We start from the raw sequence: 25,280 nt of genomic DNA on the forward strand, positions 1-25,280 counted from the left end.
CCGTCCTTCCGTTTCCGTCGTCGTCAGCCGTCGCCAGTGGAAGGGGCGTCCCGGTCGCCGGGGCGCCCCTTTCCCGCAGTCCGGGGCCCGCGCGTCCGGGTCAGCGCATCGTGCCGGGGACCCAGAGGGCGGGCACGCCGCCCGCCTCGTCCAGTTCGAGCGGCCGCGCGGCCCCGGTGCGCACGTCGATGGCGTAGACCGCGTATTCCGCCTCTTCCTCGTCGTCGCCGACCCGCTCCGCCTCCACGATCACCTCGTGCTCGTCCGCCCAGCCGCGTACGGCGAAGACGTGCGTGTCCTCGGGGAGGGCCGCCTCGCGCCGGGTGAGCACCTTGCCGGTGACGGAGTCGAGCGTGACCAGCAGGCCGTGGTCGCCCTCGGCCGGGTGGGCGCGCTCGGCCGCCACGGCGACGGCGCGTCCGCCCGGGGAGACCGCGACGCCGAATTTGAACAGCGCGGAGTCGATCGGCGTACGGCTCAGCATGCGCCCGTCGGGCCGCATCCGCAGCAGGACGGTCGTGGTGAGCCGGCCGGGAACCGTGTCGGTGTCCGACGAGGCCGTGCCCGTCACCGTGCCGTCGTCCGAGACGGCCAGGACCCGCATCCGCCGGGGCAGGGCCCGGACGTGATAGTCGGTGAGGTTCTGCACCCGTGGATGGAGCGCCTCCGCGGCCGGGCCGAAGTCGGCGGCCATCCACCGTCCGCTGGGCGAGATGACGAGGTGGGTGTCCTCCGGTGAGACCTCCTCGTTCAGCGGGACCAGGTCGGTCCTCCTCGTCGTGGTGTCGCGCCGGTCGATCATGACGAAGTCGGACGACGCCGCGCTGAAGTAGACCAGGCGGTTGCCGTCCCCGCTGATCGCGAGGAGGGGCTGCCAGCCGTCGCTGAGGGCGGGGGACACGTCCGCCACGCGCCACTGATCGCCCGTGGTCGCCACCACTCGCCATTGGGCACAGCCGTTGTCCGCGAACTCCTCGGCGAACGCGTCCCAGTCGTCGGCGGTGCAGAACCCCCGATAGGCGAAGCGTACGGGGGCGGGCAGGGACGGCGGGAGCGTGGGAGCCGCGCCGCTCTCGTCGAGCACACCGGGGGAGGCGCCGCCCGTGCTCTGCCCGGCACGTCCGAACAGGCCGGCCGCGCCGAAGGCGAGGGGGACGACGACCAGGGCGGTGAGCGTGACGCTCATGGTGGTGACCAGGGCGCGCCGCCGCGTGCCCTGCCGTCGGCCGGTCCGCGCGGCCTCGGCGATGATCGGGCCGGGGTCGAGCGCGGGCATCTCCGCGGACAGGACGGCCAGCTCCCTGCGCAGCGCCGCCTCCCACGGCCCCTCGCCGTGGTCGCCGGGACCACTGCTCCCCGGCGGTACGGCGGGGACGGCGGGCGGGGCGAACGGCGCCGAGGAAGGCGTGATCCCCCCGGGCCCGGCCTCCGGGAGCGCGCCGTAGGACACGGGCCCGGCGGGCGGCCCCGCGGCGTGGTCCGGCAGCCACGGCGAGCTCCAGGAGGTGGACGCGGAGCCGGACGCCTGAGAGGGCGACGCCCACGAGGTGGTCGATAAGCCGGATGCCTGGGAGGGCGATGCCCACGCGGTGGACGAGGGGGTGGCCCCCTTCACAGCGGGGCTTTCCGACGCGGACGCTTCCGCGGCCGGGGAGCTCACGGCGGATTCCGGGGGCGTCTCGTCCGGCGCCGCCTCCGTCTCCGCTGCCGCCTCTGTCCTCGTCTCCGCCTCTGTCGCGGGCTCCGGCGGGCTTCCCTCCGCGAAGGAGGCGGGGAGGCGATCGCGTAGCTCGGCGACGGCGAGCACGGTCTCGGTGTTGGCCGTCCGGGCGTCCATGCGGAACAGACTCGCCGCCTGCCAGGTCGTGTGCCCGTCGTGGAAGCAGGCCACGACGAGGGCGCGGCTCCGCGGGGTCAGCGCGGTCAGCGCCTCCGCGAGGGCCTCCGCGAGAGCCGCCGCGTCCGCGCCGGGAGCGAGGCGGCCGGGTCCGTGTGCGGACCTCCGGGCACGCGGGCGCTTCAGGTAGGCCGCGTACAGCGCCTCACGGGCGGCGTGGGTGGGGAACGACCAGCGTACGGTGCGCCATTTGGCCGCCACGACCGAGAGCGCGGTCACCACGAGGGCGCGGGCGGCCTCCGGGTCACCCGTCAGCGACAGGGCCGTACGGGCGAGCGGCTGGGCGTGGTCCGCGGCGAAGGCGTCGAATCCCGGCAGATCTCTCACCGCGGCTCCTCGCTCGTACGGCTTCACGTTCGCACTCCCGGCCCGGCGGCCTCTTCCGCCCCTGCAGCCGCTCAAGCGTAGTGCGGATGGGCGTATATGACGTTATTTCGGATCTACTGACACACTGGGCGGCATGGTCAGGAGGATCGAGGGCCCCACCCGCATCCCGGTGCCGGGCGGCAAGGTCATTGACGAATACGTGGGCCGCGTCAACAGCGGCGACGAGCGGCTCTCCATCGCGCACATGGTGGCCCCGCCCGGCTGGGAGGAGCCCGCTCAGACCCCGGAGTTCGCCGAGTACACGCTCGTGCTCAAGGGGTCGGTCATCGTGGAGCACGCGGGCGGCACGACCGTGGTCGAGGCGGGCCAGGCGTTCGTCGGCGAACCCGGCGAGAAGATCCGCTACAGCTCCGGGCCGTCCGGCGCGGAGTACGTCGCCGTCTGCCTGCCCGCGTTCTCCCCGGACACCGCCAACCGCGAGGAGTAGGACCGCGGCTTGGGGAGTGTCTGACACATGCTGCCCGTCGCGAGCCGGGCCACGCGTAGCAGGGCCATGATTTGTCAGACACGACCTAGGATTGCCGGTAGAACGACGGCGGCGAGGAGGGGGCATGACCAGGCTGCCCACGCTGGAGGAGATTCGCAGGGCGCCCAAGGTGCTCCTGCACGACCATCTCGACGGCGGGCTGCGTCCGGGGACGATCATCGACCTCGCCCGCGACTGCGGCCACACCCTGCCGACGTACGACCCCGGCGAGCTGGCGGTCTGGTTCAGGGACGCCGCCGACTCCGGTTCGCTGGAGCGCTACCTGGAGACGTTCTCGCACACGGTCGGCGTGATGCAGACCCGCGAGGCGCTGGTCAGGGTGGCCGCGGAGTGCGCCGAGGACCTGGCGGACGACGGCGTGATGTACGCCGAGGTCCGGTATGCCCCGGAGCAGCACACCTCGCGGGGACTGTCGCTCGACCAGGTCGTGGAGGCCGTGCTCGAAGGCTTCCGGCTCGGCTCGGCCGGGCCCGACGGCAAGCCGCGGATCCGGGTGGGCACCCTGCTGACGGCCATGCGCCACCAGGCCCGCTCGATGGAGATCGCCGAGCTGGCCGTACGCTACCGGGACCTCGGTGTGGTCGGGTTCGACATCGCCGGGGCCGAGGCCGGCTATCCGCCCACGCGGCATCTGGACGCGTTCGAGTATCTCCAGCGCGAGAACGCCCACTTCACGATCCACGCGGGGGAGGGCTTCGGGCTGCCGTCGATCTGGCAGGCCATCCAGTGGTGCGGCGCCGACCGGCTCGGCCATGGCGTGCGGATCATCGACGACATCACGGTGCCGGACGACGGCGAGGCCAAGCTCGGCAGGCTGGCGGCGTACGTCCGCGACAAGCGGATCCCGCTGGAGATGTGCCCGACGTCGAACCTGCAGACCGGGGCCGCCCCGTCGATCGCGGAGCATCCGATCGGCCTGCTGCGCCGCCTGTACTTCCGGGTGACGGTCAACACCGACAACCGGCTGATGAGCGGGACGAGCGTGTCGCAGGAGTTCGCGAAGCTCGTGGACGCCTTCGGCTACGACTGGGACGACCTGCAGTGGTTCACGGTCAACGCGATGAAGTCGGCCTTCATCCCGTTCGACGAACGGCTCGCGCTGATCAACGGCGTGATCAAGCCCGGTTATGCGCAGATGAAGTGGCACGCGTGAAGCCGCAGGTCTTCCGGTCGAAGGCGGCCTGGCTCTTCGGCTGGCTCTGGATGCTGTTCGCCGCGTGGAACGTGTGGGACCTGACGGCCCACGGCCACATGCCGAGCGCGCTGATCGCGGGCGCGGTGCTCGGCGTCATCACGGCGCTGGTCTTCGTGATGGCGCTGCGGCCCGCCGTCGTCGCCGAGGAGGGCGGCGTCCGCGTGCGCAACGTGCTGCGGAACGCCTACGTCCCCTGGAGCGGCGTGGACGACGTGTCCGTGACCAATGCGATCGTGATCGAGTCGGGCGACACCACCGTGCGCTGCTGGACGCCCCAGGCGACGGCCCGTGAGCGGGTCAAGGCCGCCGGGCGGGCCGCCAAGGCGGCCAAGTCGGCGAACAAGGCCGAGCGGGCGGCGGCCGAGGCCGTCGGCGCCCGCACCCACGCCGACTGGGTGGCCGACCAGCTCACCGAGATGAGCCGGTCCCGCCGCGAGAGCTCCTCCGGCGAGACCCGCGTCACCTGGTCGCCGTCCGCCGTGGCGGCCATCGCCGCCGCGATCGCCCTGGTCGTGGCCGCCTTCGTCGCTTCCTGATCACGCAGCCGGGCCGGGGCAAACGCCGCGCCCGGGCGACGTCCAGGTGGCAGTCGTCTGCCGGAGGGGTCCGAGTGCGTCTGGCGCGAGTGATCGTCGTCGTTGTGCTCGCCGCGCTCGCGAGCGTCTACGTGGTCGCCGGCGCCCCGATCGCGCTGGCGGTGTTCGGCGTGCAGGTCCTCTATCTGCTGAAGGTCAGGACGTGGTGGCTGCTCGCCGCGCAGGCCGTCCTCGTCTACACGGCGAGCGTCGCGGGCGGGGTCTCCACCGGGATCCTCGGCTTCCTGGCCGGTGCGCTGCTGCTGACCCCTGCCCATCGCGATACCGCGCGCGTGCTCGCGCCGCTCGTGGTGGCGAGCGCGGCGCTGATCGACGCCGCCCGGGGCGGGGCGACGGCCGACGCGACGATCACCGTGGTGCTGATCTCGCTGGTCGTCTTCGGCCTCACCCGGCTCGTGGAGCGCGCGGGCGAGATGTACGCCGCCCGGCTCTCGCTGGCCGCCGCGGCCGTGGCGGCCGAGCGGCTGCGTCTCGCGGCCGAGCTGAACGACGGCCTCGGGCGGAGCCTTGAAGTGATCGTCGAGGGCGGCCGCCGCGCACTGGCGGAGCCGGACGGCGCGGCCGAGGTGCTGGCCTCGGTGACCGCCACCGCGCGTGCGGCGCTGACCGACGCCCGCGCCGCCTCCGCGAACTACCGCGCCACATCCCTCGCGCCCGAGCTGGTCACGGCCCGGGCGATGCTCGACGCCGCGGGGATCGCCGTCGAAGTGCGCGGCGGCCACACCGAGCCCCTCGGTCCCGGCGGGGCGCTGCTGGCGAGCGTGCTGCGCGAGGCCGTCATCGACGTCGTACGGCGGGGCAGCGCCCGGCTGTGCGTCATCGAGACGAGCGAGCAGGGAGACGAGCGGGGACCCACGGAGTCGAGCGAGCAGCGAGACAGGCCAGGGAACGACAGGCCAGGGGACACCGAGCGGCTGCGCGTCGTCGACGACGGCCACCGCACCGCCGAGAGCCCCGACTTCGCGGGCCTCCGGCTGGAGGAGGCGGGCGGCACCCTCGTCGCCGGTCTGTCCCCCGACGGACGCTTCGTGGTGGAGGCGACCGTTCCCCGTGGCCCTTCCCCGGCGGCGGTGCCCGGTGGGACGGGCACGGGCGACCTCGGTGCTCCGGAACCCACGGCGGGCGGGACGCGGCGACGGCTCCTGCCGAGGCTCACGCACGACGCGTCGTACGCGGTGTCGGTGGCGGTGCTCGCGGCCGTCCTCGTGGGCCTCAGCGTCAAGGCGCTGCTCCAGCTCCCCGGCGCCCTCGTGATCCCGGCCACGGCGTGCCTCGCCGTGATCGTCGTCATGCAGCTCCGCTCCGTCAACGGGCGTCACATGGTGGCGCTGGGGGTGATGGCGGTGCTCACGTACGCGCCCGTCCCGGTCTTCGGGCCCGTCTGGCTGGGAGTGGCGGGCTTCCTCGCCGGGCCGGTCCTGCTCGCGTTCCCCTGGCGGGCCGCGTGGCCGATGACGGCGGCGATCGTGGGAGGTGTCGCCGTGGCCGGGATGCTGTTCGGCCTGCCGGCCCCCGTCCTCGCCAACAGCACGGTCAGCACGCTCGTCACCGGGCTGGTGGTCTACGCCCTGCTCCGCCTGGCCCAGATCGTGAAGGAGCTCCAGGCCGCGAGGGAGAGCCTGGCCCGCTCCGCGGTCGTCGAGGAACGCCTGCGCGCCGCCCGCGACCTGCACGACCTGCTCGGACATTCGCTGGCCGCGATCCTTCTCACCTGTGAGCTGGCCCGCCGCCTGAAGTGCCCGCCGGAGCGGATCGAGGAGATCGTCGCGATGGCGGAGGGCGCGCGGGCCGACCTGCGCTCGGTGTCGGGCGAGCAGCGGGAGCTGTCCCTGGCGGCCGAGGTGGAGTCGGCGCGGACGGTGCTGTCGGCCGCCGGGATCCGGGTGACCGTGGAGCCGGCCGAGCTCGACGTGCCCGCCGAGGTCGAGACCGTGCTGGGCGCCGTGCTCAGGGAGGCCGTGACCAACGTGCTCAGGCACAGCGAGGCCCGCCAGTGCGTGATCACGATGCGTGCCGGCGAGAGCGGGCTGCGACTGCGGGTGCGCAACGACGGCGTCCGGCCGGGGGAGAGGCGGCGGGGGTCGTCCGGCATCGGCAACCTGACCAGCCGCCTCGCCGCTCTGGACGGCCGGCTGACCGCGCACGTCGACGGCGACCGGTTCACGCTCGACGCCTGCGTGCCGCACCGCGCGCCGGTGCCCGCCCGGATCCGATGACTTCTGGATCCAGCCGGCCCCCGGAACCAGGCGGCCCCTGGATCCAGCCGGCCCCCGGATCCAGCCGGCCCCTAGATCCAGCCGGCCTCGGTGGCGATGCGCACGGCGTCGGTCCGGTTGCGGGCGTCGAGCTTGGTGACGATCACGGTGAGGTAGTTGCGCACGGTGCCCGTCGCCAGGTGGAGCCGCGCGGCGATGTCCGCGGCGTCCGCGCCGGAGGCGGCGAGGCGGAGCACGTCCGCCTCGCGCGGGGTGAGCGGGTTGTCCGCCAGGTCCCAGGCGGTGACCGCGAGCGAGGGATCGAGCACCCGTTCACCGGCCGCGACTCTGCGGATGGCGGTCACGAGCTCGTCCGGCGGCGCCGTCTTGAGCACGAATCCGGCGACACCGGCGCCGAGGGCGCGGCGCAGGTGCCCCGGCTTGCCGTACGCGGTCAGCATCAGCGCACGGCAGGCGGGCAGGCGCGTACGGAGCTCGGCCGCGGCGGCCAGACCGTCCAGCCTGCCGGGCATGTCGATGTCGAGGACGGCGACGTCGGGGCGGTGGACCAGCGCCGCGGCCAGGGAGGCCTCTCCGGACTCCGCGGTCGCGACGACCTCCAGGTCCTCCTCCAGCCCGAGCAGGGCGGCGAGGGCGCTCCTGATCACGTGCTGGTCCTCGGCAAGGAGTACGCGAATCACGCCCACATGTCTACCAGTGTCCGGATCATGACGAGGTCATGGTCAGGAGATGACGCCGTCTCTGGGCCGCATGATCGCCGATCGGCAGGCTTGAGCACATGACAGAGGTGCTTCGCCTTGACGCGGTGAGCAAGGTGTACGGCAAGGGACAGGGCGCGGTGGCCGCCCTGCGTGAGGTCTCGGTGACCATCCCCGGCGGGAGCTTCACCGCCGTGATGGGGCCGTCGGGCTCGGGCAAGAGCACGTTCCTGCACTGTGCGGCGGGGCTGGACACGCCCTCCTCCGGGTCGGTGCGGCTGGGCGGCACGGAGCTGTCCGGCATGGACGAGACCCGGTTGACGGAGCTGCGCAGGCAGCGGGTCGGGTTCGTGTTCCAGGCGTTCAACCTGGTCTCGTCCCTGACCGTGCTGGAGAACATCACGCTGCCGATGCGGCTGGCCGGGGCGCGGGCCGACCGGGCGTGGCTCGGTGAAATCGTCGGGCGGGTGGGGCTGGCGGGCCGCACCGGGCACCGCCCCGCCCAGCTGTCCGGCGGGCAGCAGCAGCGGGTGGCCATCGCCAGGGCGCTGGTGACCCGGCCGCAGGTGGTCTTCGGCGACGAGCCGACCGGTGCTCTCGACACGATGACCGCCCGTGACGTGCTCCGGCTGCTGCGGGAGGTGGTGGACGGCCTCGGCCAGACCGTGGTGATGGTCACGCACGACCCGGTGGCCGCGTCCTACGCCGACACCGTCCTGTTCCTCGCCGACGGCCGGATCGTGGACGCGATGGCCGCGCCGAGCTCGGAGCAGGTCGCCGAGCGGATGACCAGGATGGGAGCGTACGCGACATGATCACGGGACTGGCGCTGAAGACCCTGCGGCACCGCAGGGCGGCGTTCGCGGGGGCGTTCGTGGCGCTGGTGTGCGCAGCCGCGCTGGTCTGCGCGTGCCTGATGCTGCTGGAGACCGGCCTGCGGGGCGGGGTCGCGCCGGAGCGCTACGCGGGGGCGCCGCTGATCGTCGCCGGCGACCAGAACGTCCACGAGACCGTGACCAAGTCCTCCGGGAAGGTCAAGACGAAGGCCAAGCCGCTCTCGGAGCGGGTCTGGATCCCCGAGGCGACGGCCGCGAAGCTGCGCGGCCTGCCGGGCGTCTCGAAGGTGCTGACCGAGGTGACGTTCCCCGTGAACGGGCGCGCTCTCGGGCACGGGTGGGAGTCGGCCGGGCTCACGCCGTTCACGATCGCGAGGGGACGCCCGCCCCGTGCGGACGGCGAGGTGGTCGTGGACGCCCGCTCGGGCCTGTCCGTGGGCGCCGCTCTCGACGTCCGGGGGACGGCACACCGGGTCGTGGGGGTCACCGCGCAGGCGCTGCCGAGCCAGGACACGGTGTTCTTCTCGACGGACGAGGCCCGCCGGCTGGCCGGGCGCCCGGGGCTGGTGACCGCGATCGGCGTGTTCCCCCGAGTGGACGTCTCGCCGGCGCTGACCGGTCGTCTCGTGACCTACACCGGCGACGAGCGCGGCACGGTGGAGTTCCTCGACGCGGAGCGGGCGCGGGTGCGGCTGATCAGCCTGGGCGGCGCGCTGGGCGGCACGTCGCTGCTGGTGGCGATCCTCGTCGTGACGGGCACCTCCGCCCTGGCGGTCCAGCAGCGGCGGCGCGAGATCGCCCTCCTCCGCGCGGTCGCCGCCACACCCGGGCAGGTGCGCAGGCTGCTGGGCGGCGAGGCGCTGCTGGTCGGCCTGGCGGCCGGCGTCATCGGATCGGCGGCCGGTGTCGGCCTCGGGTTCTGGCTGCGCGGCCGGTTCGTCGACCTGGGCGCCATGCCGCCGAACCTGCGCCTTGTGGTCAGCCCCTTCCCGGCGGTGGCCGCCCTGCTGGCCGCCGTGGCGGCGGCCTGGGCCGCGACCCGCCTCTCGGTCCGCCGCACCGCGCGGATCCGCCCCGTCGAGGCGCTCGGCGAGGCCGCCATGGGCGGAGACCGCCTGCCCCTCGGCCGGTCGATCGCGGGCGTCCTGTGCGTCGCCGGTGGGATCACGCTGACACTGGTGCTGTCGGGGCTCGACACAGAGGCGGCGTCGAGTCCGGTGACGATGCTGACCGCGCTCGTCTGGACGGTGGCCGTCACCCTGCTCGGGCCGGTGCTCGCCCGCGTCGCGGCCGCCCTGCTCGGTGTCGCGCTGCGCGCCTCACACGCCGGCTATCTGGCGGCGCGCAACCTGCGGGCGGGCCCGGGACGGATGGCGTCCGTGATGGCGCCGCTGACCCTTCTGGTGGCCATGACCTGCACCATCCTGTTCAGCCAGACGACGATGGGGCACGCGTCGGCCGCGCAGGCCGCCGCGGGCACCCACGCCGACTACGTGGTGAGCGGCGCGACGGCGGACGCCGCCGAGGCCGTGCGCCGGGTGCCGGGCGTGAAGGCCGTCACGTCGGTGGTGCGCACCTCCGTGCGCGTGGGGCTGGACAAGTACGGCGCGCAGGGCGTCGACGGCGGCGAGCGGCCGATCGGGCAGGCCGTGGACCTCGGGGTCGTGTCCGGCTCGCTCGACCGATTCGGTGCCGGGTCGGCCGCGCTGAGCGAGTCGGCGGCCTCCGGGCTCGGGCTGCCGGTCGGCGAGCCGCTCACGCTCACCCTGGGCGACGGGACCCCTGCGGAGCTGAAGGTCGTCGCGGTCTACTCCCGCGGCCTCGGTTTCGGCGACCTGACCCTGCCGTACGCGCTGGTCGCGGGGCATGTCGACGATCCGTCGGGCACGCTGCTGGTCGAAGCCCCCGCGGTCTCGCGTGCGGCCCTGGCCGCCGTGGCGCCGGTCGTGTCGCCGATGGCAGGGGCCGGGGGGGAGACCCCGAACGCCGAGGTCGATTACGTTGCCATGGGCCTGATCATCGCGTTCAGCGCGATCGCCGTGGTCAACACGCTGGCGATGTCCACCACGGACCGGTCGCGGGAGCTCGCCCTGCTCCGCCTGGTCGGCGCGACCCGGCGGCAGGTGCTGCGCATGCTCCGCCTGGAGACCCTGACCACGCTGATCGTCTCCGTGTTCGCCGGGACCGGCATCGCGCTGATCACGCTGTCGGCCTTCGGCAGGGGAATGACCGGGTCGGCCGTGCCGTACGTCCCCCCGGCCGGCTACGCGCTGGTGGTCGCCGCGGTGGCCGCGCTCGCCCTGGTCGCCACGAGCCTCCCCGCGCGGCTCGCCCTGCGCGCCCGCCCGGCCGAGGCCGTCGGCGCCCGCCAGTAGCCGGCCGCCGCCGACCCCCACACGAAACGAAAGCCGAGAACCATGAACCGCATCGCATCCGCAGCCGCCCTGATCTCCCTGTCCACCGCCCTGGTCGCGGCCCCGTCGGCCGCCCAGGCCGCCCCGGCCTGGACCTCCTGCGGCACCGCCGCCGGGCTGGACCCCCGCCAGGAGTGCACGACGCTCCAAGTCCCTCTCACGTACGGCAAGCCCGGCGGCGGCATGGTCTCCCTGGCCGTCTCCCGGATCCGTACGGCGCGGCCGGGACTGCGCAGGGGGGTGCTGCTGCTCATCCCCGGAGGGCCGGGCAGCCCGGGCCTGAGCAGACCGAGCACGATGGTGAAGCGCCTGCCGAGCGCCGTGCTCGACCGTTACGACCTGATCGGCTTCGACCCGCGGGGGGTCGGCCAGAGCTCGCCCGTCTCCTGTGGGCTGTCGCACGAGGATTTGGCGCCCTCCCGGCTCAAGCCCTACCCCTCGGCCGGAGGTGACATCGGCGAGAACGTCGCGTACGCCCGCAGGTTCAGCGAGGCCTGCGCCCGCAACGGCGGCCCCGTGCTGCGCAGCATCAGCACGCGCAACGAGGCCAGGGACATCGACGCCATCCGCCGGGCCCTCGGGGAGGACCGCCTGTCCTACTGGGGCGTCTCCTACGGCACCTACGCCGGAGCCGTCTACGCCACGATGTTCCCCGGCAGGACCGACAGGGTCGTCCTCGACAGCAACGACGATCCCGATCCGGACAAGGTCGCCCGGGTCTGGCTGGCCAACTACTCCGTGGGCGTCGAGGACCGCTTCCCCGACTTCGCGGCCTGGGCCGCCGCCCGCGACGACGAGTACGGTCTGGGGACGGACGCCGCGGCGGTCCGCCGCACCTTCCTGGACCTCGCCGAGCGCCTGGACCGTGCGCCGATCCCGTGGCCGGGCGCCAATCCGCCGCGGCTCGACGGCGCGGTCCTGCGCGAGACCATGCTGAACGCGCTGTACTCCGACGCCGGGTTCCCCGGCCTGGCCGGGCTCATGCGGGCGGGGCTCGGCTCGGGTCCCCTCCCCGAGCCCTCCAGCGCGCCGGACGCGGCGCTGCAGAACGCCGCGGCCTCGGTGGCCGCGACGATCTGCAACGACGTCGAGTGGCCGAGCTCGGCCGACCTGCACCGGCGGCGGGTGGCCCGCGACCGGGCGGCCCACCCGCTCACCGGCGGCATGCCGGTGAACATCGGCCCCTGCGCCTACTGGCCCTACCGGCCGGCGGAGGCGCCGGTGCGGGTCACGTCGCAGGGGCCGTCCAACGTGCTGCTCGTGCAGAACCTGCGCGACCCGGCGACGCCGTACAGCGGCGCCCTGCGGATGCGCGAGGCCTTCGGGGGCCGGGCGCGCATGGTCGCCGTCGACTCGGGCGGGCACGGGTCCTACCTGGTCAACGGCAACGCCTGTGGTGACAGGACCGTCACCGCGTTCCTGGTCACCGGCAAGCGGCCGGCCCGCGACACGATCTGCCGGTAGGCACGCTCACAGGCCGAGGGCGAGGGCGAGGTCCTTCTTCAGGTCCTCCAGGTCCTGCGCGGCCCGTGCCCGGGCGGATGCGACGTCGTCGCCCTCGACCGGCACGACGACCTCCAGGTAGCACTTGAGCTTGGGCTCGGTGCCGCTGGGCCGTACGACGATCCGGGCGTGGCCCGACAGCCGGTAGCGCAGGCCCTCGGTCGGCGGCAGCCCCGCCACCCCCTGGGACAGGTCCTCGGCCGACTCCACCGTCCGGCCCGCCAGCCGCACCGGCGGGTGCGTACGCAGGCGCTCGATGGCCTTGGCGATCAGCGACAGGTCCTCGACCCGGACGGACAGCTGGGCGGTCGCGTGCAGGCCGTAGCGGCGGGCCTGGTCGTCCAGCAGGTCGAGCAGCGACCTGCCGTCGCGCTTGGCCATGGCGGCCATCCCGGCCACGGTGAGGGCGGCCCCCACGCCGTCCTTGTCGTGGACCGGCAGCCCGGCGTCCGATCCCACGCTGTAGCCCAGCGCCTCCTCGTAGCCGAAGACCAGCCCCGGGCCCGACTTCATGATCCACTTGAAGCCGGTCAGCGTCTCGGCGTGCCGCACGCCGTGGGCGGCGGCGATCTTGGCGAGCAGCGACGACGACACGATCGAGGTGGCGACCAGCCGGTCGGCGCGCGAGGTGTGCCGCAGCACGTGCTCGGCCAGCAGGCCGCCCACCTCGTCGCCGGTCAGCATGCGATAACCGCCGTCCGGCAGCGGCGTGCCCACGGCGCAGCGGTCCGCGTCGGGGTCGTTGGCGATCACGAGGTCCGCGTGGGTCGCGGCGGCGAGTTCGAGCGCGAGGTCCATAGCGCCCGGTTCCTCCGGGTTGGGGAATGCCACGGTGGGGAAATCGGGGTCGGGCATCGCCTGCCGGCTCACGATGACCGGCACCTCGAAGCCCGCCGCGCGGAACGCCTCGGACACGGTCGCGCCGCCGACGCCGTGCAGCGGCGTGTACGCGACCGAGATCTCGCGGGCGTCGCCGATCGGGAGCGTGGTGAGGGCCCGCAGGTAGGGCACGACGATGTCGTCGTGGCCGAGGGTCTGCCAGTCGTCGCCCAGCGGCAGCGCGTCCACCCGGCCGACCGCGTCGATGGCGGCGGAGATCTCCCTGTCGATCGGCGGCACGATCTGCGCGCCGTCGTCCCAGTAGACCTTGTAGCCGTTGTCCTGGGGCGGGTTGTGCGAGGCGGTGACCATGACGCCCGCGTCCGCGCCCAGGTGGCGTACGGCGAACGCCAGCACGGGGGTGGGCCACTTGCCGGCCATGACCGAGGCGCGCAGGCCCGCCCCGGTCAGCACGCGGGCCGTGTCGGCGGCGAACACGTCGGACTTGTGCCGAGCGTCGTAGCCGATCACCACGTGGCGTCCCGGCCCGAGGACCCGGGCCAGGCCGGCGGCCGCCCGCATCACGGTGACCCGGTTCATCCGGTTGGGCCCGGCGCCCAGCGCGCCGCGCAGGCCCGCCGTGCCGAACTCCAGCTTCGCGCCGAAGCGGGCCTCCAGCTCGGCCCGATCGTCACGTTCCAGGATCGCGTCGAGCTCGGCTCGCGTCTCGGGGTCGGGGTCCTGGTCGCGCCACTCTTCGGCGAGCCGTACGAGATCGGTCATGGATACCCCCCTACAGCTTGTCGACGACCTGGGCGAGCAGGACGCCCATGCGGGCGGCCGTGGCCCGGCCGACCTGCAGGACCTCCTCGTGGTTGAGCGGCTCGCCCACCAGGCCCGCGCCGGGGTTGGTGACCAGGGAGATCCCGAGCACCTCGGCCCCGGCCTCCCGGGCGGCGATCGCCTCCAGCACGGTGGACATGCCCACCAGGTCGCCGCCGAGCGTGCGCAGCATGCGGATCTCCGCGGGCGTCTCGTACGTCGGGCCGCGGAAGGCGACGTACACGCCCTCGGACAGCGTGGGGTCGACCACGCGGGCGAGGTCGCGCAGGCGCCTGGAGTAGACCTCGGTGAGGTCGATGAACGTCGCACCCGTGATCGGGTTGCTGCCGGTGAGGTTGATGTGGTCGCTGATCAGGACCGGGTCGCCGACATTCTGGGTCTCCGGCCGCAGCCCGCCCGCCGCGTTGGTCAGCACCACCGTGCGCACCCCGGCCGCGACGGCCGTGCGCACCCCGTGGACCACCGGCTCCACCCCGCGGCCCTCGTAGAGGTGCGTGCGGCCAAGGAAGATCAGGGCGTTGAGCCCGGCGGCGGTGCGCACCGCGCGGACCGTTCCCGCGTGACCGGCGACCGCGGGAGGCGAGAACCCCGGCAGTTTCGTCACCGCGAGCTCGGTGACGGTCTCGCCGATCGCGTCCGCGGCCGGGACCCAGCCCGAGCCCATGACGAGGGCGACGTCGAAGGAAGGGATGCCGGTCAGGTTCCTCAACGTGGTCGCGGCCTCGGCCGCCAGGTCATATGGGGTCACTTTGCTGAGGGTACAGAAGTGCATGAACCCGGCGGATAAGTGCCGGGCCCGTGTCAGTCGCCGAGCTTCTTGCAGGGGCGGGTGCGCAGCCACGCGACGTAGTCGTCGGGTGCGCCCGCCTTCTCGGCGGAGTCGGCCAGGATGCCGATGTATCGCGCCGACGGCAGCCCGCCCTCGTAGGAGTCCAGCACGTACGACCAGGCGAGCACGTCGCCCTCCAGGGTCGCGACCCGGAGCCGGAGCTTGCGGTAGAGGCCGAGGTCGGTGCCCATCCAGCGGTCGAGGGACGCCTCGTCCCACTCCGGCACGTCGTACAGGACGACGAATACCTGCTCGTCGGCGTCCTCGACTATCGTGGCGAGAGCGCCCTCCCAGCCGACGTCCTCGCCGCCGAAGGTGAGCCGCCAGCCCGGGAGCCAGCCCGTTCCTCGCATGGGCGAGTGGGGAGCCCACTCCGCCATCTGCTTGGGGTCCATGTTGCTGCCGTAGGCCGCGTAAACAGGCACGGCTCACAAGCCTAAACCAAGATCCCGAAAGTTGGACGGGTACGCGCGCAGGGGGACGCGGCGAGAAATTCCGCGTAGTTGGCCCGTTACGCGTACCTCGCCGGGAATACGCAACCAGGATGCGGGACAATGGAGCATGTGACAAGGATCGTGATCATCGGTGGCGGCCCCGGCGGATACGAGGCGGCCCTGGTCGCCGCGCAACTGGGCGCCCAGGTCACCGTCGTGGAGGAGGAAGGCCCCGGCGGGGCGTGCGTGCTCACCGACTGCGTGCCGTCCAAGACCCTGATCGCCTCCTCCGTCCGCAAGCAGGCGCTCCTCGACGCGCCGTCGCTGGGGGTCCGCTTCGACGGCGGCTCCGACCACGAGCCCGGCTGCGTCCACGTGGACATGATCGAGGTGAACAAGCGCGTCAAGGAGCTCGCGCTCGCGCAGTCGAACGACATCGCCGCCCGGCTGGCCGCCGAGGGCGTCGAGGTCATCCATGCCCGGGGCCGGCTGGTCGATCCCCAGGTGGTGCGCGCGGGGGACCGGACGATCCGGGCCGACGTGGTCATCGTGGCGACCGGCGCCCACCCACGGGTGCTGCCCGGAGCGGAGCCCGACGGCGAGCGCATCCTCAGCTGGCGCCAGCTGTACGACCTGGAGGAGCTGCCCGAGCACCTGATCGTGGTCGGCTCCGGCGTCACCGGCGCCGAGTTCGCCGGCGCCTACCGGTCGCTCGGCTCGGAGGTCACGCTGGTCTCCTCGCGCGACCGGATGATGCCCAACGAGGACGCCGACGCGGCCGAGGTGCTCGAGGGGGTCTACCGGCGCCGCGGCATGAACGTCATGGGCCGCTCGCGCGCCGCCTCGGTCAAGCGCACGGAGCACGGCGTCGTCGTGACCTTGGAGGACGGCCGCACCGCCGAGGGCAGCCACTGCCTCATGACCGTCGGCATGGTGCCCAACACCTCGGGGCTCGGGCTTGAGGACAACGGCGTGCGGCTCGACCGCAACGGCTTCATCGAGGTCGACAAGGTGTCGCGGACCTCCGCGCCCGGCGTGTACGCCGCGGGAGACTGCACCGGCGTCCTGATGCTGGCCTCCGTCGCCGCCATGCAGGGCAGGATCGCGGTCTGGCACGCGCTCGGCGAGGCCGTGCAGCCGATCCGGCTGGCCACCGTCGCCGCCAACATCTTCACCGACCCGGAGATCGCCGCCGTGGGCGTGTCGCAGCGGCAGATCGAGTCGGGCGAGATCGAGGCGAACGTCGTCAAGCTGCCGCTGGCCACCAACGCCCGGGCAAAGATGCAGGGATTCAGCGACGGTTTCGTGAAGCTGTTCTGCCGTCCGAACACCGGCATCGTGCTCGGCGGCGTGCTGGTCGCGCCGCGGGCGTCGGAGCTGATCCTGGCCGTGTCGGTGGCCGTGCAGCACCGCCTGACCGTGGACCAGCTCGCCCACACCTTCGCCGTCTATCCGTCGCTGTCGGGCTCGATCACCGAGGCGGCCCGCCGTCTCATGTCCCCGCTGACCGCCGGCATCTGACCGGCCCCGCCGCGGCCGGGTCGGGGTGAGGCTGGGTCGGGGTGAGGCTGGATCAGTCCGCGCATGCCGCCTCCACGGGGACGCGGGTGGCGGCGGGGCGGGGACTCAGCGCGCGCGCCGGCCGGATCATCGCCCCGACCATGCACGTCACCAGGGCGAAGGCGAACGGGAAGGCGAACGTGCCCGCCAGCCAGCCGATGACGGAAGGCGCCACGAGCCCCGACAGCCAGGTGATCGTGGCGACCCCCGCGACGCCCTCGGCAGGCGTACGGGCGACCTGGCCCGCCGCCGCGAACACCAGCGGGACGACGACGGCGAGCCCGGCGCCGAACAACGCGAACCCCACGATCACCGGCGCGGGCGTGCGGAACGCGACGACGATCACCCCGCCGAGCACGGCGGTGACCGCCCCGGCGCGCACGGTCACGACCGGCCCGAGCCTGCGCACCACGAAGTCTCCGCCGAGCCGTACGGTGACCATGCACGCGGTGAACACGGCGTAGCCGGTCGCGGCGAGGCCCGGGCCCGCTCCCGCGACGTTCGTGAGGTAGATCGCCGCCCACTGGCCGCTGGCCCGCTCCGCGAAGGTGCCGAAGAAGCCGATCAGGCCGATCAGCAGGACGGCCCTCGGCGGCAGCGCGAATCGCTTCGGCGGCTTCTCGTCCGGCGCGGGCTTGTCGTCGAGGAGCGCGCGGCTGCCCACGGCGCCCACGGCGACCAGCACCGCCGCCATGAGGGCGAGGTGCGCCCGCGCGTCCAGGCCCGCCTGCGCCGCCACGGCCCCGATGCCGGCGCCGGCCAGGTTGCCGACACTCCACATGCCGTGCAGGCCGGACATGACCGATCGGCCCAGCCGCCGTTCGACGAGCACGCCCTGGGCGTTCATGGCCAGGTCGCACATCCCGGCGGCGGCGCCGGACGTGAGGAACACGGGGACCAGCCACAGGGGGCCCGGCGCCAGCACGGGAAGGGCCAGGGAGGCGCACCACAGGGCGAGCAGGACCCGGGTCGTCGCCCTGGGCCCGAACCGGTAGGCCAGCCGGGCCGTCACCGGCATCGTGAGGAACGAGCCGATCGGCGGGCAGAGCAGGACGAGCCCGAGGGCGGCCGTGCCCAGGCCGAAGTGGTCCTGGAGCCAGGGCATGCGGGTGGCGAGGGTGCCCGCCACCGCGCCGTGAACGGCGAAGACGAGGGCGGTGGCCCGTTGATGTCTGTCTCGCATGCGGCTAAATTAACAGGCAGGGTTCCTGATAAAAAGAGGTTTTTCCGTGAAGACCGCGACACCCCAGCTCGCGCGGGCCATCAACGACCGGCTCGCGCTCGATCTGCTCCTGGAACGGGGCCCGCTGACGGCGCCCCAGCTTCGCGCGCTCACCGGCCTGTCCCGCCCGACCGTGTCGGACCTGATCGAACGCCTGCAGGTCAACGGGCTGATCCGGGTCACCGGGGAGAGCGGCGGCGACCGGCGCGGCCCCAACGCCCGCCTCTACGGCATCGTCGCCGACCGGGCCTTCGTGGGTGGGGTGGACGTGCGGCGCGACGTGGTCCACGTCACGGTCGCCGACATCACCGGCGCCACCGTGGGCACGGCGACGCGGCCGGTGGGAGAGAACCTTCCCGGGCTGGTCGCGGAGGCGCTCACCGAGGCGGCCGGCTCACGTCCGCTGCACGCCGTCGTGATCGGCGCGCCCGGCATGGTCGATCCGCAGACCGGGGACCTCGCGGCCGGGAACGTCGAGCCCGCGTGGCGGCCCGGGCTCCTGCCGGCCCTGCGCACGCTGGTCGACGCGCCGGTCACCGTGGAGAACGAGGTCAACCTGGCAGCCGTCGCCGAGCACGCCACCGGGGCGGCCGCCGGGCGGGACGACTTCGTCCTGCTCTGGCTGGACGACGGCGTCGGCGCGGCCGTCGTGCTGGACGGCAGGCTCCGCCGGGGCGCCTCCGGCGGCGCCGGGGAGATCGGCTTCCTCGGCCGGCTCGACATCAAGGTGTGCGCCCTGCTGGGCACGGATGCCGTACGCGGGCTGGAGCTCCCGGCCCTGGCGGACAGGGTCACGACGGCCGCGTTCACGCTCGTGGCCGTGGTCGACCCCGGCCTCGTCGTCCTCGGCGGCGCCACCAGCATGGCGGGCGGCGAGCCGCTGGCGGCCCTGGTCACCGAGCGCCTGGCGGAGGTCTCGCCCGTGCCCGTGCACGTCCGCGTGAGCGGCATCCCGGACAATCCCGTGCTGAGGGGCGCGGTCTCCACAGCCCTCTCGATCGCCCGCGACGCCGTCTTCGGCCAGGGCCGTCCATGACGTTGCCGAGATCAGTGGGGTGCCGTCCATGACGTTGCCGAGATCAGTGGGGTGCCGTCCGTGACGTTGCCGAGGTCAGTGGGTGCCGCCGGTGGCGGACAGCCGTGACCTGACCACGTGCAGGGCCTGCCGTCCCCGCCCGACGGCCACGGCCGCCGCCTGCAGGTCGTAGGGCGTCTGGGCGACGTGCAGCGCCTGCTTGGCCGCCTCGTACGCGTCGAGCGCCGCGCGCCACTCGTGTGCCGGCCCGCTGACCTGGTTGATCTTCATCTCGAAGTCGAGGGCGTCGATCTCCTCGCCGAAGCGGGTCACGTCCTCCTCGGCGGCGTGCCTGGCCACCGCCATCTCGGCCACGAAACGCTCCCTGCGCCGGTGGGCGACGCCCCACAGGATCAGCGTCAGGCTCAGGCCGAGACCGGACACGATGACGAGGACGAGCGCGGGCGACGGGCCCTTCGGGCGGCCCGGCAGGTCCTGCCCCCAGGTGGTCGTTCTGTCTCCGGCCGGTTCCTCCTCGGCGACGGCACCGGGCGCGACGGCGTCGTCCGGCAGGTCCTTCGGCGTGCCCGTGGCCCCGGTCAGGTCCACGTCGTCGGCCTGGATGAAGGAGGCCTTGTCGACGTTCGCCCCGTGGAAGTCCGCGCCGTCGAGGTCGGCCTGGGTGAACTCGGCCTCGGACAGGTCGGCGTCCCGCAGCACGGCGTGCTCCAGGTGGGCCTGGCCGAGCTTGGCCTCCCCGAGCTTGGCCCGGGTGAAGTCGGCCGTGCGGCCCTTGATCTGCCCGAGCGTGGCGTCCTTCAGGTCGGCGTCCACGAGTTTCGCGTCGGTGAGGTTGGCCTGGGTGAGCACGGCCCGGGTGAGGACCGCGCCGGTCAGGTCGGAGTGCGGAAACTCGGCCTGCACGGCGTCCGCGTCGGCGAGGATCGCCCCGCGCAGGTTCGCCTGCTTGGCCTGCATCTGGCCGAGGTCGGCGTCGCTGAAGTCGGCGCCGCGCAGGTCGGCGTAGTCGAGACGCGCCTGGCCGAGGTCGGCCTCCTTCAGCGAGGCTTTGCGCAGGACGGCCCCGGTGAGGTCCTTGGCCGTGAGGTCCACCCCGTCGAGCTTGGCGCCGGTGAGATCGGCGCACCGCATGCTGTAGGGAAGCGTGGCGCTGGTGAGGTCCTTGCCGCGCAGCTTGACGCCGCTGCCCGGCTTGCAGGGAGCGGAGGCCGCGTGCGCGGCGGTCGCGGGGAGTGTCAGGAACGCGAGTGACACGAACGCGAGCAACACGAGCGACAGGAGCCGCGACAGAGACCGCGACACGAACCGTGACACGAACCGTGACAAGGACGGCGCAGCGACGGACAGGGGGGTGAAGCGACGCACGGGGAGCCTCCTGGGGGGAACGCTCCGAGTCTCGCACGTGGTCTTTAATCGCACTTGCAATCCGCTGACCGGCACGCATTCCGGCATTTCCGGGATGGCGGACGACCCGGCCGAGCCCGCATACGACAAAGGGGCGGACCTCCAGGTCCGCCCCTCGTTTCTACTGCGCCGTGTTGGAAGCGTTCAGGCGTTACCAGTCGCCGCCGCCGAAGTCCCCTCCGCCGAAGTCGCCGCCGCCCCAATCGCCGCCGCCACCACCCCAGTCGCCGCCTCCGCCACCGAAGTCACCGCCGCCGCCCCAGTCGCCGCCGCCGCTCTCCACGCCCGCGGCGTAACCGGAGTCGTATCCGGCGCCGTATCCGCCGTGACCCCAGCCGCCGAACGCGCCGCCGAGCATGGTGCCGACGAGCATGCCGGTCAGCAGGTCACCGCCGCCGAAGCCGCCGTAGTAGCCGTACGCGTAGGGCTGGTAGGCGGGACCGGCGTCCCAGTAGGGCCTGCGCTGGCCGTTCACCATGACCTCGCGCATCTGCGGGTCGAAGCCGCGTTCCACCGCCTCGGCGTCCGCCGCGCAGGCGGGGACGTCGCGCACCGCGCCGCCGGGGGGCGCCCACCGGACGTTGCGCACCGAGGGGCCGTGCTGCGGGTTGAAGAAGCACGGGGGCAGCCGCTCGGGCAGCGGCTGGTTGTTCACCCGCGCCTTGACGCAGGCGAGCGCGTAGCGGCCGTCCTCCAGCGTGGAGGTCACCGTGCGCAGGTCCTCCGGGTGCTTGATCGCGGCGAGTTCGGTCTTGGCCCGCTCGTAGGAGTCGAGGGCCCGCTGCCAGTCGGTCGTCGTCTCGCTCTGCGGGAGCATCCTGACGTCCATGTCGAGCGCGGTGATCTCCTCGCCGAACTTCGTGACGTCCTCCTCGACCGTCTGCTTGACGGCGGCGAGCTCGGCGGCCTCGCGCTCCTCGCGCTTGCGCTTGTTGCGGCGTCCGATGATCCACAAACCGGCACCTCCCACGACCGCGATGCCCAGAATGCCGACGAGCACGCCAGAACCGCCGCCGCCGGTCTTGCTGTCCGGGGTGAGAGGGTCCTTGCGGTTGCCGCCCGCGAACTGGTCGATCCGGTGGACGAAGTCCTCCATCACCGCGACCGGGTCGCCCTTGTTGTTGGCGGCGGCCAGGTTCGCGATCTGGCCGGCGGCGCCCTGGGAGTTCCTGCCGAGCGCGCTGGACCCGGCGAACAGGTTCGTGCCGTCGATCACGGCCACGGTCGCCGCGGTCCTGCCCTCCTTGGCGAGCGCGGTGCCGAGCTGCGTGATGTACGCGCCGGCCTGCTGCGACGAGGTGATCGTGCCGTCCGGCAGCGCGACCGCATAGATCTTGGTGTTCGCGTTCTCGAGCGCGTCGCGCATGCCCGACTGCTGGTCGGACGTCAGCGGGGCGCCGCTCTGCACGAACAGCGGGTCTTTGGAATTCTTCCAGGACGACAGGACCGTGGCCGGGTCCGGGGGAGCCGCCGCCATGGCGGATGGCGCGAGGGCGAGCAGAGTGATGAGTCCGGCGAGCAGCGCCGCCAGGGCGGCCCCCACCCGGCCGAGCGGTGTCTTCATGGTCACGGCTTCAAGCCTCCTTCGCCCTACAGGACGAACGGCAGGGCGCGATGGTTCCTCCACGAAAACCTATCGTTCCGCACCTGGACGCCGGCATGCGTCTTCTTGCCGGTGAATGACCGCGGCGCCGGGCGGTGAGACCCCCGCCACGGGAGAGCGCGGGCCTCCACGGCGGGGCGTGGCGGCTCAGGCGTCCTTGATCTCGCAGAGGACGGCCCCGGCGGTGACCGTCTGGCCGACGGCGGCCGCGAGGCCGGTGATCGTGCCGCCCTTGTGGGCGGTGAGCGGCTGCTCCATCTTCATGGCTTCCAGGACGACGATCGTGTCGCCGGGCTCGACGGTGTCGCCGTCGGCGACGACGACCTTCACGATCGTGCCCTGCATGGGGCTGACGAGGGAGTCGCCGCTCGCCGCGGCCTTCTTGGCGCCGCCGCCGGACCGCCGGGGCGCGGCCTTCCTGGCCGGGCCGGAACCGGTCGCGCCCGAGGAGCCCGATCCCGGCGAGCCCAATCCCGAGGGGCCCAGCCCGGCGGGCAGGACGACCTCCAGGCGCTTGCCGCCGACCTCGACCGTGATCCGCTCACGCTCGGCGGGCTCGGCCGCCTCCACGACCCCCTCGTACGGCGCGATCGTGTTGTCGAACTCGGTCTCGATCCACCGGGTGTGCACGGAGAACGGCTCGCCGGTGAAGGCGGGGTCGTTCACCACGGCCCGGTGGAACGGCACCACGGTCGGCATGCCGCCGATCTCGAACTCGGCCAGAGCCCGGCGCGACCGCTCCAGCGCGTGCTTCCGCGTCGCGCCGGTGACGATCAGCTTGGCCACGAGCGAGTCGAACGCCTGCGGCACGCTCATCCCGGCCTCGTAGCCCGCGTCCAGCCGTACGCCGGGACCGGACGGGACGCGCATCGAGATGATCGTCCCCGGCGCGGGCAGGAAGCCCCGGCCCGCGTCCTCGGCGTTGATCCGGAACTCGATGGAGTGGCCGCGCAGCACCGGGTCGTCGTAGCCCAGGGCCTCGCCGTCGGCGATGCGGAACATCTCGCGCACCAGGTCGACGCCCGCGACCTCCTCGCTGACCGGGTGCTCGACCTGCAGGCGGGTGTTGACCTCGAGGAAGGAGATCGTGCCGTCCTGGCCGACGAGGAACTCGCACGTGCCCGCGCCGGCGTAGCCCGCCTCGCGCAGTATCGCCTTGGACGAGGAGTAGAGGAGTTCGAGCTGCTCGTCGGTCAGGAACGGGGCCGGGGCCTCCTCCACGAGCTTCTGATGGCGGCGCTGGAGGGAGCAGTCGCGGGTGGAGACCACGACGACGTTGCCGTGGGCGTCGGCCAGGCACTGGGTCTCGACGTGCCGGGGCCTGTCGAGGTAGCGCTCGACGAAGCACTCGCCGCGCCCGAAGGCGGTGACGGCCTCGCGTACGGCGGACTCGTACAGGTCGGGGATCTCCTCCATGGTGCGGGCCACCTTGAGCCCGCGCCCGCCGCCGCCGAACGCCGCCTTGATCGCGATCGGCAGGCCGTGCTGCCGCGCGAAGGCGACGACCTCGTCCACGCCGGAGACGGGGTCGGGGGTTCCGGCCACGAGCGGGGCGCCCACGCGCTGCGCGATGTGCCGGGCCTGGACCTTGTCGCCCAGCGCGGTGATCGCCGCAGGCGGCGGGCCGATCCAGATCAGGCCGGCGTCGAGCACGGCCTGGGCGAAGCCGGCGTTCTCGGCGAGGAAGCCGTATCCGGGGTGGACGGCGTCCGCGCCGGTCTTCCTGGCGATCGAAAGGAGCTTGTCGATGTCGAGGTAGGTCTCGGCCGGGCTCTGCCCGCCGAGTGCGTGCGCCTCGTCGGCCACCCGCACGTGCAACGCGTCCAGATCCTGGTCCGCATAGACCGCGACGCTGGACAGCCCGGCGTCCGCGCAGGCCCGGGCGATCCGTACGGCGATCTCACCGCGATTGGCGATCAGGACCTTGTGCACCGCGTGCATCCTTCCCTCGGGCCCCCTGGGTTATGAGCTGTGGTGGATTTTATGCACCTGCCGGCTCTGGACGGCGTCCGGCCCCTTACTGAGCGGGACCGCCGTTCTGCCTTGTACCCGGCACCTCCCGGCCCCATCGCTGGTATGTCCGGGTTGAACCGGCATGTTGTGAAGTGGCATCACCGGTCGGGTTCGTTAGGCTGATCGCTTATGCGGAGACCCGGCCTTCTGGCGACCGTGCTGGCTCTGCTTCTCGTGGCACCGCCCGCGCCGCCCGCCCAGGCGCACGCCGCGCCGGCGCGGTGCGCGCCGCGCAAGGGCAGCATGCAGGTGGCCGAGCCGTGGGCGCAGCGCAGGCTCGACCCTAGGCGGGTGTGGCCGCTCAGCAGGGGCGATGGAGTCACGGTCGCGATCATCGACAGCGGCGTGGACCTGACGCACCCGCAGATCCGGGTGGCCAAAGAGGTGGACTACACCGGCACGGGCCACCGTGACTGCGTCGGGCACGGCACGGCGGTCGCCGGGATCATCGCCGCCCAGTATCTGAAGGGCGTCCCCTTCCACGGGGTCGCGCCCGGCGTGCGGCTGATCTCGCTCAAGCAGACGAACGAGGAGCGCGGCGACCCGGACACCCTGGCCAGGGCCATCGTGGACGCGGCCGACTTCGGCGCCGACGTGATCAACGTGTCGATCGACGCCCGCGACGACCCGAAGCTCAGGCAGGCCGTCGCGTACGCGATCAGCAAGGACGCGGTGATCGTGGCGGCGGCCGGCAACACGACCGCGGAGGACGGCACGCCGGAGGCCTCCTATCCCGCCGCGTACCCGGATGTGCTCGCCGTAGGGTCGGCCACCCCGGGCGGCGGGCGCGCCGACTTCTCCAACACCGTCACTCCCGTCTCCGTCCTGGGGCCGGGTCAGGACATCACCTCCACCTGGCCCGGGCGGTCGTACATGAGCGGGCTCGAAGGCACCAGTTTCGCCACGCCGTACGTCGCGGGGGTGGCGGCGCTGGTGCGTGCCCGCCACCCCGAGCTGAACCAGGAGCGGGTGCGCTGGCGCATCACCGCCACGGCGGACGGCGGCCTGGGGACGGGCACGGGCGCGGGGATGGTCAACCCGATGCTCGCCGTCACCGCGATCCTGCCGATGGAGGCCGTCGACGCCCCGGTCATCGCGCCGCCGGCGCCAGCCCCGCTGTCGCAGGACGCGGTGAGCAAGCCGGCTCCGGTGGACCGGGAGGCGATCGACCTGGCGCTGACGATCGCGGCGGCGGCGCTGTGCGCGGTGGCGCTGATCGTGGCCGTACGGGTGTTCGTGCCGATGGGCAGACGGAGGCGGTGGCGCCCCGGCCGTGAAGGTTGACTCT

The 25,280-nt window shown here is 73.3% G+C and carries 19 protein-coding genes; 10 read left to right on the plus strand and 9 right to left on the minus strand.

Annotated elements, in window-relative coordinates; genetic code table 11:
- Nucleotides 1-100: 100 nt before the first annotated feature.
- Complete coding sequence (locus FLX08_RS02405; RefSeq protein WP_142616517.1) at nucleotides 101-2,224, minus strand: SigE family RNA polymerase sigma factor; 2,124 nt, start codon at nucleotides 2,222-2,224, stop codon at nucleotides 101-103.
- 133 nt (nucleotides 2,225-2,357) lie between these two features.
- On the opposite strand from FLX08_RS02405, the gene FLX08_RS02410 reads away from it, so the two are divergent.
- The 4 genes from FLX08_RS02410 (at nucleotide 2,358) to FLX08_RS02425 (ending at nucleotide 6,778) form a co-directional block, all read left to right on the plus strand.
- Nucleotides 2,358-2,711, plus strand: coding sequence for a cupin domain-containing protein (locus FLX08_RS02410; protein WP_142616518.1), 354 nt, complete (start codon nucleotides 2,358-2,360; stop codon nucleotides 2,709-2,711).
- A 124-nt stretch (nucleotides 2,712-2,835) separates the two neighbouring features.
- Nucleotides 2,836-3,924, plus strand: coding sequence for an adenosine deaminase (locus FLX08_RS02415; protein ID WP_142616519.1), 1,089 nt, complete (start codon nucleotides 2,836-2,838; stop codon nucleotides 3,922-3,924).
- Nucleotides 3,921-4,502: a PH domain-containing protein gene (locus FLX08_RS02420; protein ID WP_142616520.1), complete on the plus strand. Its 582-nt coding sequence runs from the start codon at nucleotides 3,921-3,923 to the stop codon at nucleotides 4,500-4,502. Before FLX08_RS02415 ends, FLX08_RS02420 begins: the two co-directional genes overlap by 4 nt.
- A 74-nt stretch (nucleotides 4,503-4,576) precedes the next feature.
- Nucleotides 4,577-6,778: a sensor histidine kinase gene (locus tag FLX08_RS02425; RefSeq protein WP_208761227.1), complete on the plus strand. Its 2,202-nt coding sequence runs from the start codon at nucleotides 4,577-4,579 to the stop codon at nucleotides 6,776-6,778.
- A 71-nt stretch (nucleotides 6,779-6,849) separates the two neighbouring features.
- Here the strand turns inward: FLX08_RS02425 and FLX08_RS02430 are convergent, their stop codons facing one another.
- On the minus strand, nucleotides 6,850-7,458 hold the full coding sequence (locus tag FLX08_RS02430; protein WP_142616521.1) for a response regulator transcription factor: 609 nt from the start codon (nucleotides 7,456-7,458) through the stop codon (nucleotides 6,850-6,852).
- A gap of 98 nt (nucleotides 7,459-7,556) precedes the next feature.
- Here FLX08_RS02430 and FLX08_RS02435 point away from each other — a divergent pair, with 98 nt between their 5' ends.
- From FLX08_RS02435 to FLX08_RS02445, 3 genes are read left to right on the plus strand one after another with little or no spacing between them, the layout of a single operon-like run.
- Nucleotides 7,557-8,291 carry an ABC transporter ATP-binding protein gene (locus tag FLX08_RS02435; RefSeq protein ID WP_142616522.1) on the plus strand — a complete coding sequence of 245 codons (735 nt, stop codon included), beginning with the start codon at nucleotides 7,557-7,559 and terminating at the stop codon, nucleotides 8,289-8,291.
- Nucleotides 8,288-10,687, plus strand: coding sequence for an ABC transporter permease (locus FLX08_RS02440; RefSeq protein ID WP_142616523.1), 2,400 nt, complete (start codon nucleotides 8,288-8,290; stop codon nucleotides 10,685-10,687). Before FLX08_RS02435 ends, FLX08_RS02440 begins: the two co-directional genes overlap by 4 nt.
- Nucleotides 10,688-10,729: 42 nt before the next feature.
- Nucleotides 10,730-12,190 carry an alpha/beta hydrolase gene (locus FLX08_RS02445; protein ID WP_142616524.1) on the plus strand — a complete coding sequence of 487 codons (1,461 nt, stop codon included), beginning with the start codon at nucleotides 10,730-10,732 and terminating at the stop codon, nucleotides 12,188-12,190.
- A 6-nt stretch (nucleotides 12,191-12,196) separates the two neighbouring features.
- Here the strand turns inward: FLX08_RS02445 and FLX08_RS02450 are convergent, their stop codons facing one another.
- The 3 genes from FLX08_RS02450 to FLX08_RS02460 are packed head-to-tail and all read right to left on the minus strand — an operon-like array spanning nucleotide 12,197 to nucleotide 15,145.
- Nucleotides 12,197-13,831 (minus strand): phospho-sugar mutase, encoded by a 1,635-nt coding sequence (locus tag FLX08_RS02450; protein WP_142616525.1) that lies wholly within the window; start codon nucleotides 13,829-13,831, stop codon nucleotides 12,197-12,199.
- A 10-nt stretch (nucleotides 13,832-13,841) separates the two neighbouring features.
- On the minus strand, nucleotides 13,842-14,639 hold the full coding sequence (locus tag FLX08_RS02455) for a purine-nucleoside phosphorylase (RefSeq protein ID WP_425280607.1): 798 nt from the start codon (nucleotides 14,637-14,639) through the stop codon (nucleotides 13,842-13,844).
- Nucleotides 14,640-14,692: 53 nt separating this feature from the next.
- Complete coding sequence (locus tag FLX08_RS02460; RefSeq protein WP_142616527.1) at nucleotides 14,693-15,145, minus strand: gamma-glutamylcyclotransferase family protein; 453 nt, start codon at nucleotides 15,143-15,145, stop codon at nucleotides 14,693-14,695.
- Nucleotides 15,146-15,283: 138 nt separating this feature from the next.
- Between FLX08_RS02460 and FLX08_RS02465 the strand changes: the two genes are divergently transcribed.
- On the plus strand, nucleotides 15,284-16,675 hold the full coding sequence (locus FLX08_RS02465; RefSeq protein WP_142616528.1) for an NAD(P)H-quinone dehydrogenase: 1,392 nt from the start codon (nucleotides 15,284-15,286) through the stop codon (nucleotides 16,673-16,675).
- A gap of 52 nt (nucleotides 16,676-16,727) precedes the next feature.
- On the opposite strand, the gene FLX08_RS02470 is transcribed toward FLX08_RS02465, so the two are convergent.
- Nucleotides 16,728-17,897 (minus strand): MFS transporter, encoded by a 1,170-nt coding sequence (locus FLX08_RS02470; RefSeq protein WP_142616529.1) that lies wholly within the window; start codon nucleotides 17,895-17,897, stop codon nucleotides 16,728-16,730.
- A 46-nt stretch (nucleotides 17,898-17,943) separates the two neighbouring features.
- On the opposite strand from FLX08_RS02470, the gene FLX08_RS02475 reads away from it, so the two are divergent.
- A complete protein-coding gene (locus FLX08_RS02475; protein WP_142616530.1) occupies nucleotides 17,944-18,972 on the plus strand; it encodes an ROK family transcriptional regulator in 1,029 nt (342 codons plus the stop codon).
- A gap of 75 nt (nucleotides 18,973-19,047) precedes the next feature.
- Here FLX08_RS02475 and FLX08_RS02480 read toward each other — a convergent pair whose 3' ends face one another.
- The 3 genes from FLX08_RS02480 to FLX08_RS02495 all read right to left on the minus strand — a co-directional run bounded on the left by FLX08_RS02480 (nucleotide 19,048) and on the right by FLX08_RS02495 (nucleotide 23,911).
- Entirely contained in the window at nucleotides 19,048-20,274 is a 1,227-nt protein-coding gene (locus FLX08_RS02480; RefSeq protein WP_208761228.1) for a pentapeptide repeat-containing protein, read from the minus strand.
- Nucleotides 20,275-20,527: 253 nt separating this feature from the next.
- Complete coding sequence (locus FLX08_RS40345) at nucleotides 20,528-21,940, minus strand: hypothetical protein (protein ID WP_244312286.1); 1,413 nt, start codon at nucleotides 21,938-21,940, stop codon at nucleotides 20,528-20,530.
- 186 nt (nucleotides 21,941-22,126) lie between these two features.
- Nucleotides 22,127-23,911: an acetyl/propionyl/methylcrotonyl-CoA carboxylase subunit alpha gene (locus tag FLX08_RS02495; protein ID WP_142616533.1), complete on the minus strand. Its 1,785-nt coding sequence runs from the start codon at nucleotides 23,909-23,911 to the stop codon at nucleotides 22,127-22,129.
- A gap of 210 nt (nucleotides 23,912-24,121) precedes the next feature.
- Between FLX08_RS02495 and mycP the strand changes: the two genes are divergently transcribed.
- Complete coding sequence (mycP, locus tag FLX08_RS02500) at nucleotides 24,122-25,276, plus strand: type VII secretion-associated serine protease mycosin (RefSeq protein WP_142616534.1); 1,155 nt, start codon at nucleotides 24,122-24,124, stop codon at nucleotides 25,274-25,276.
- The last annotated feature ends 4 nt before the right edge of the window (nucleotides 25,277-25,280 follow it).

Source organism: Microbispora hainanensis (assembly GCF_006874475.1).
In the GTDB taxonomy this organism is placed as follows: Bacteria; Actinomycetota; Actinomycetes; order Streptosporangiales; family Streptosporangiaceae; genus Microbispora; species Microbispora hainanensis.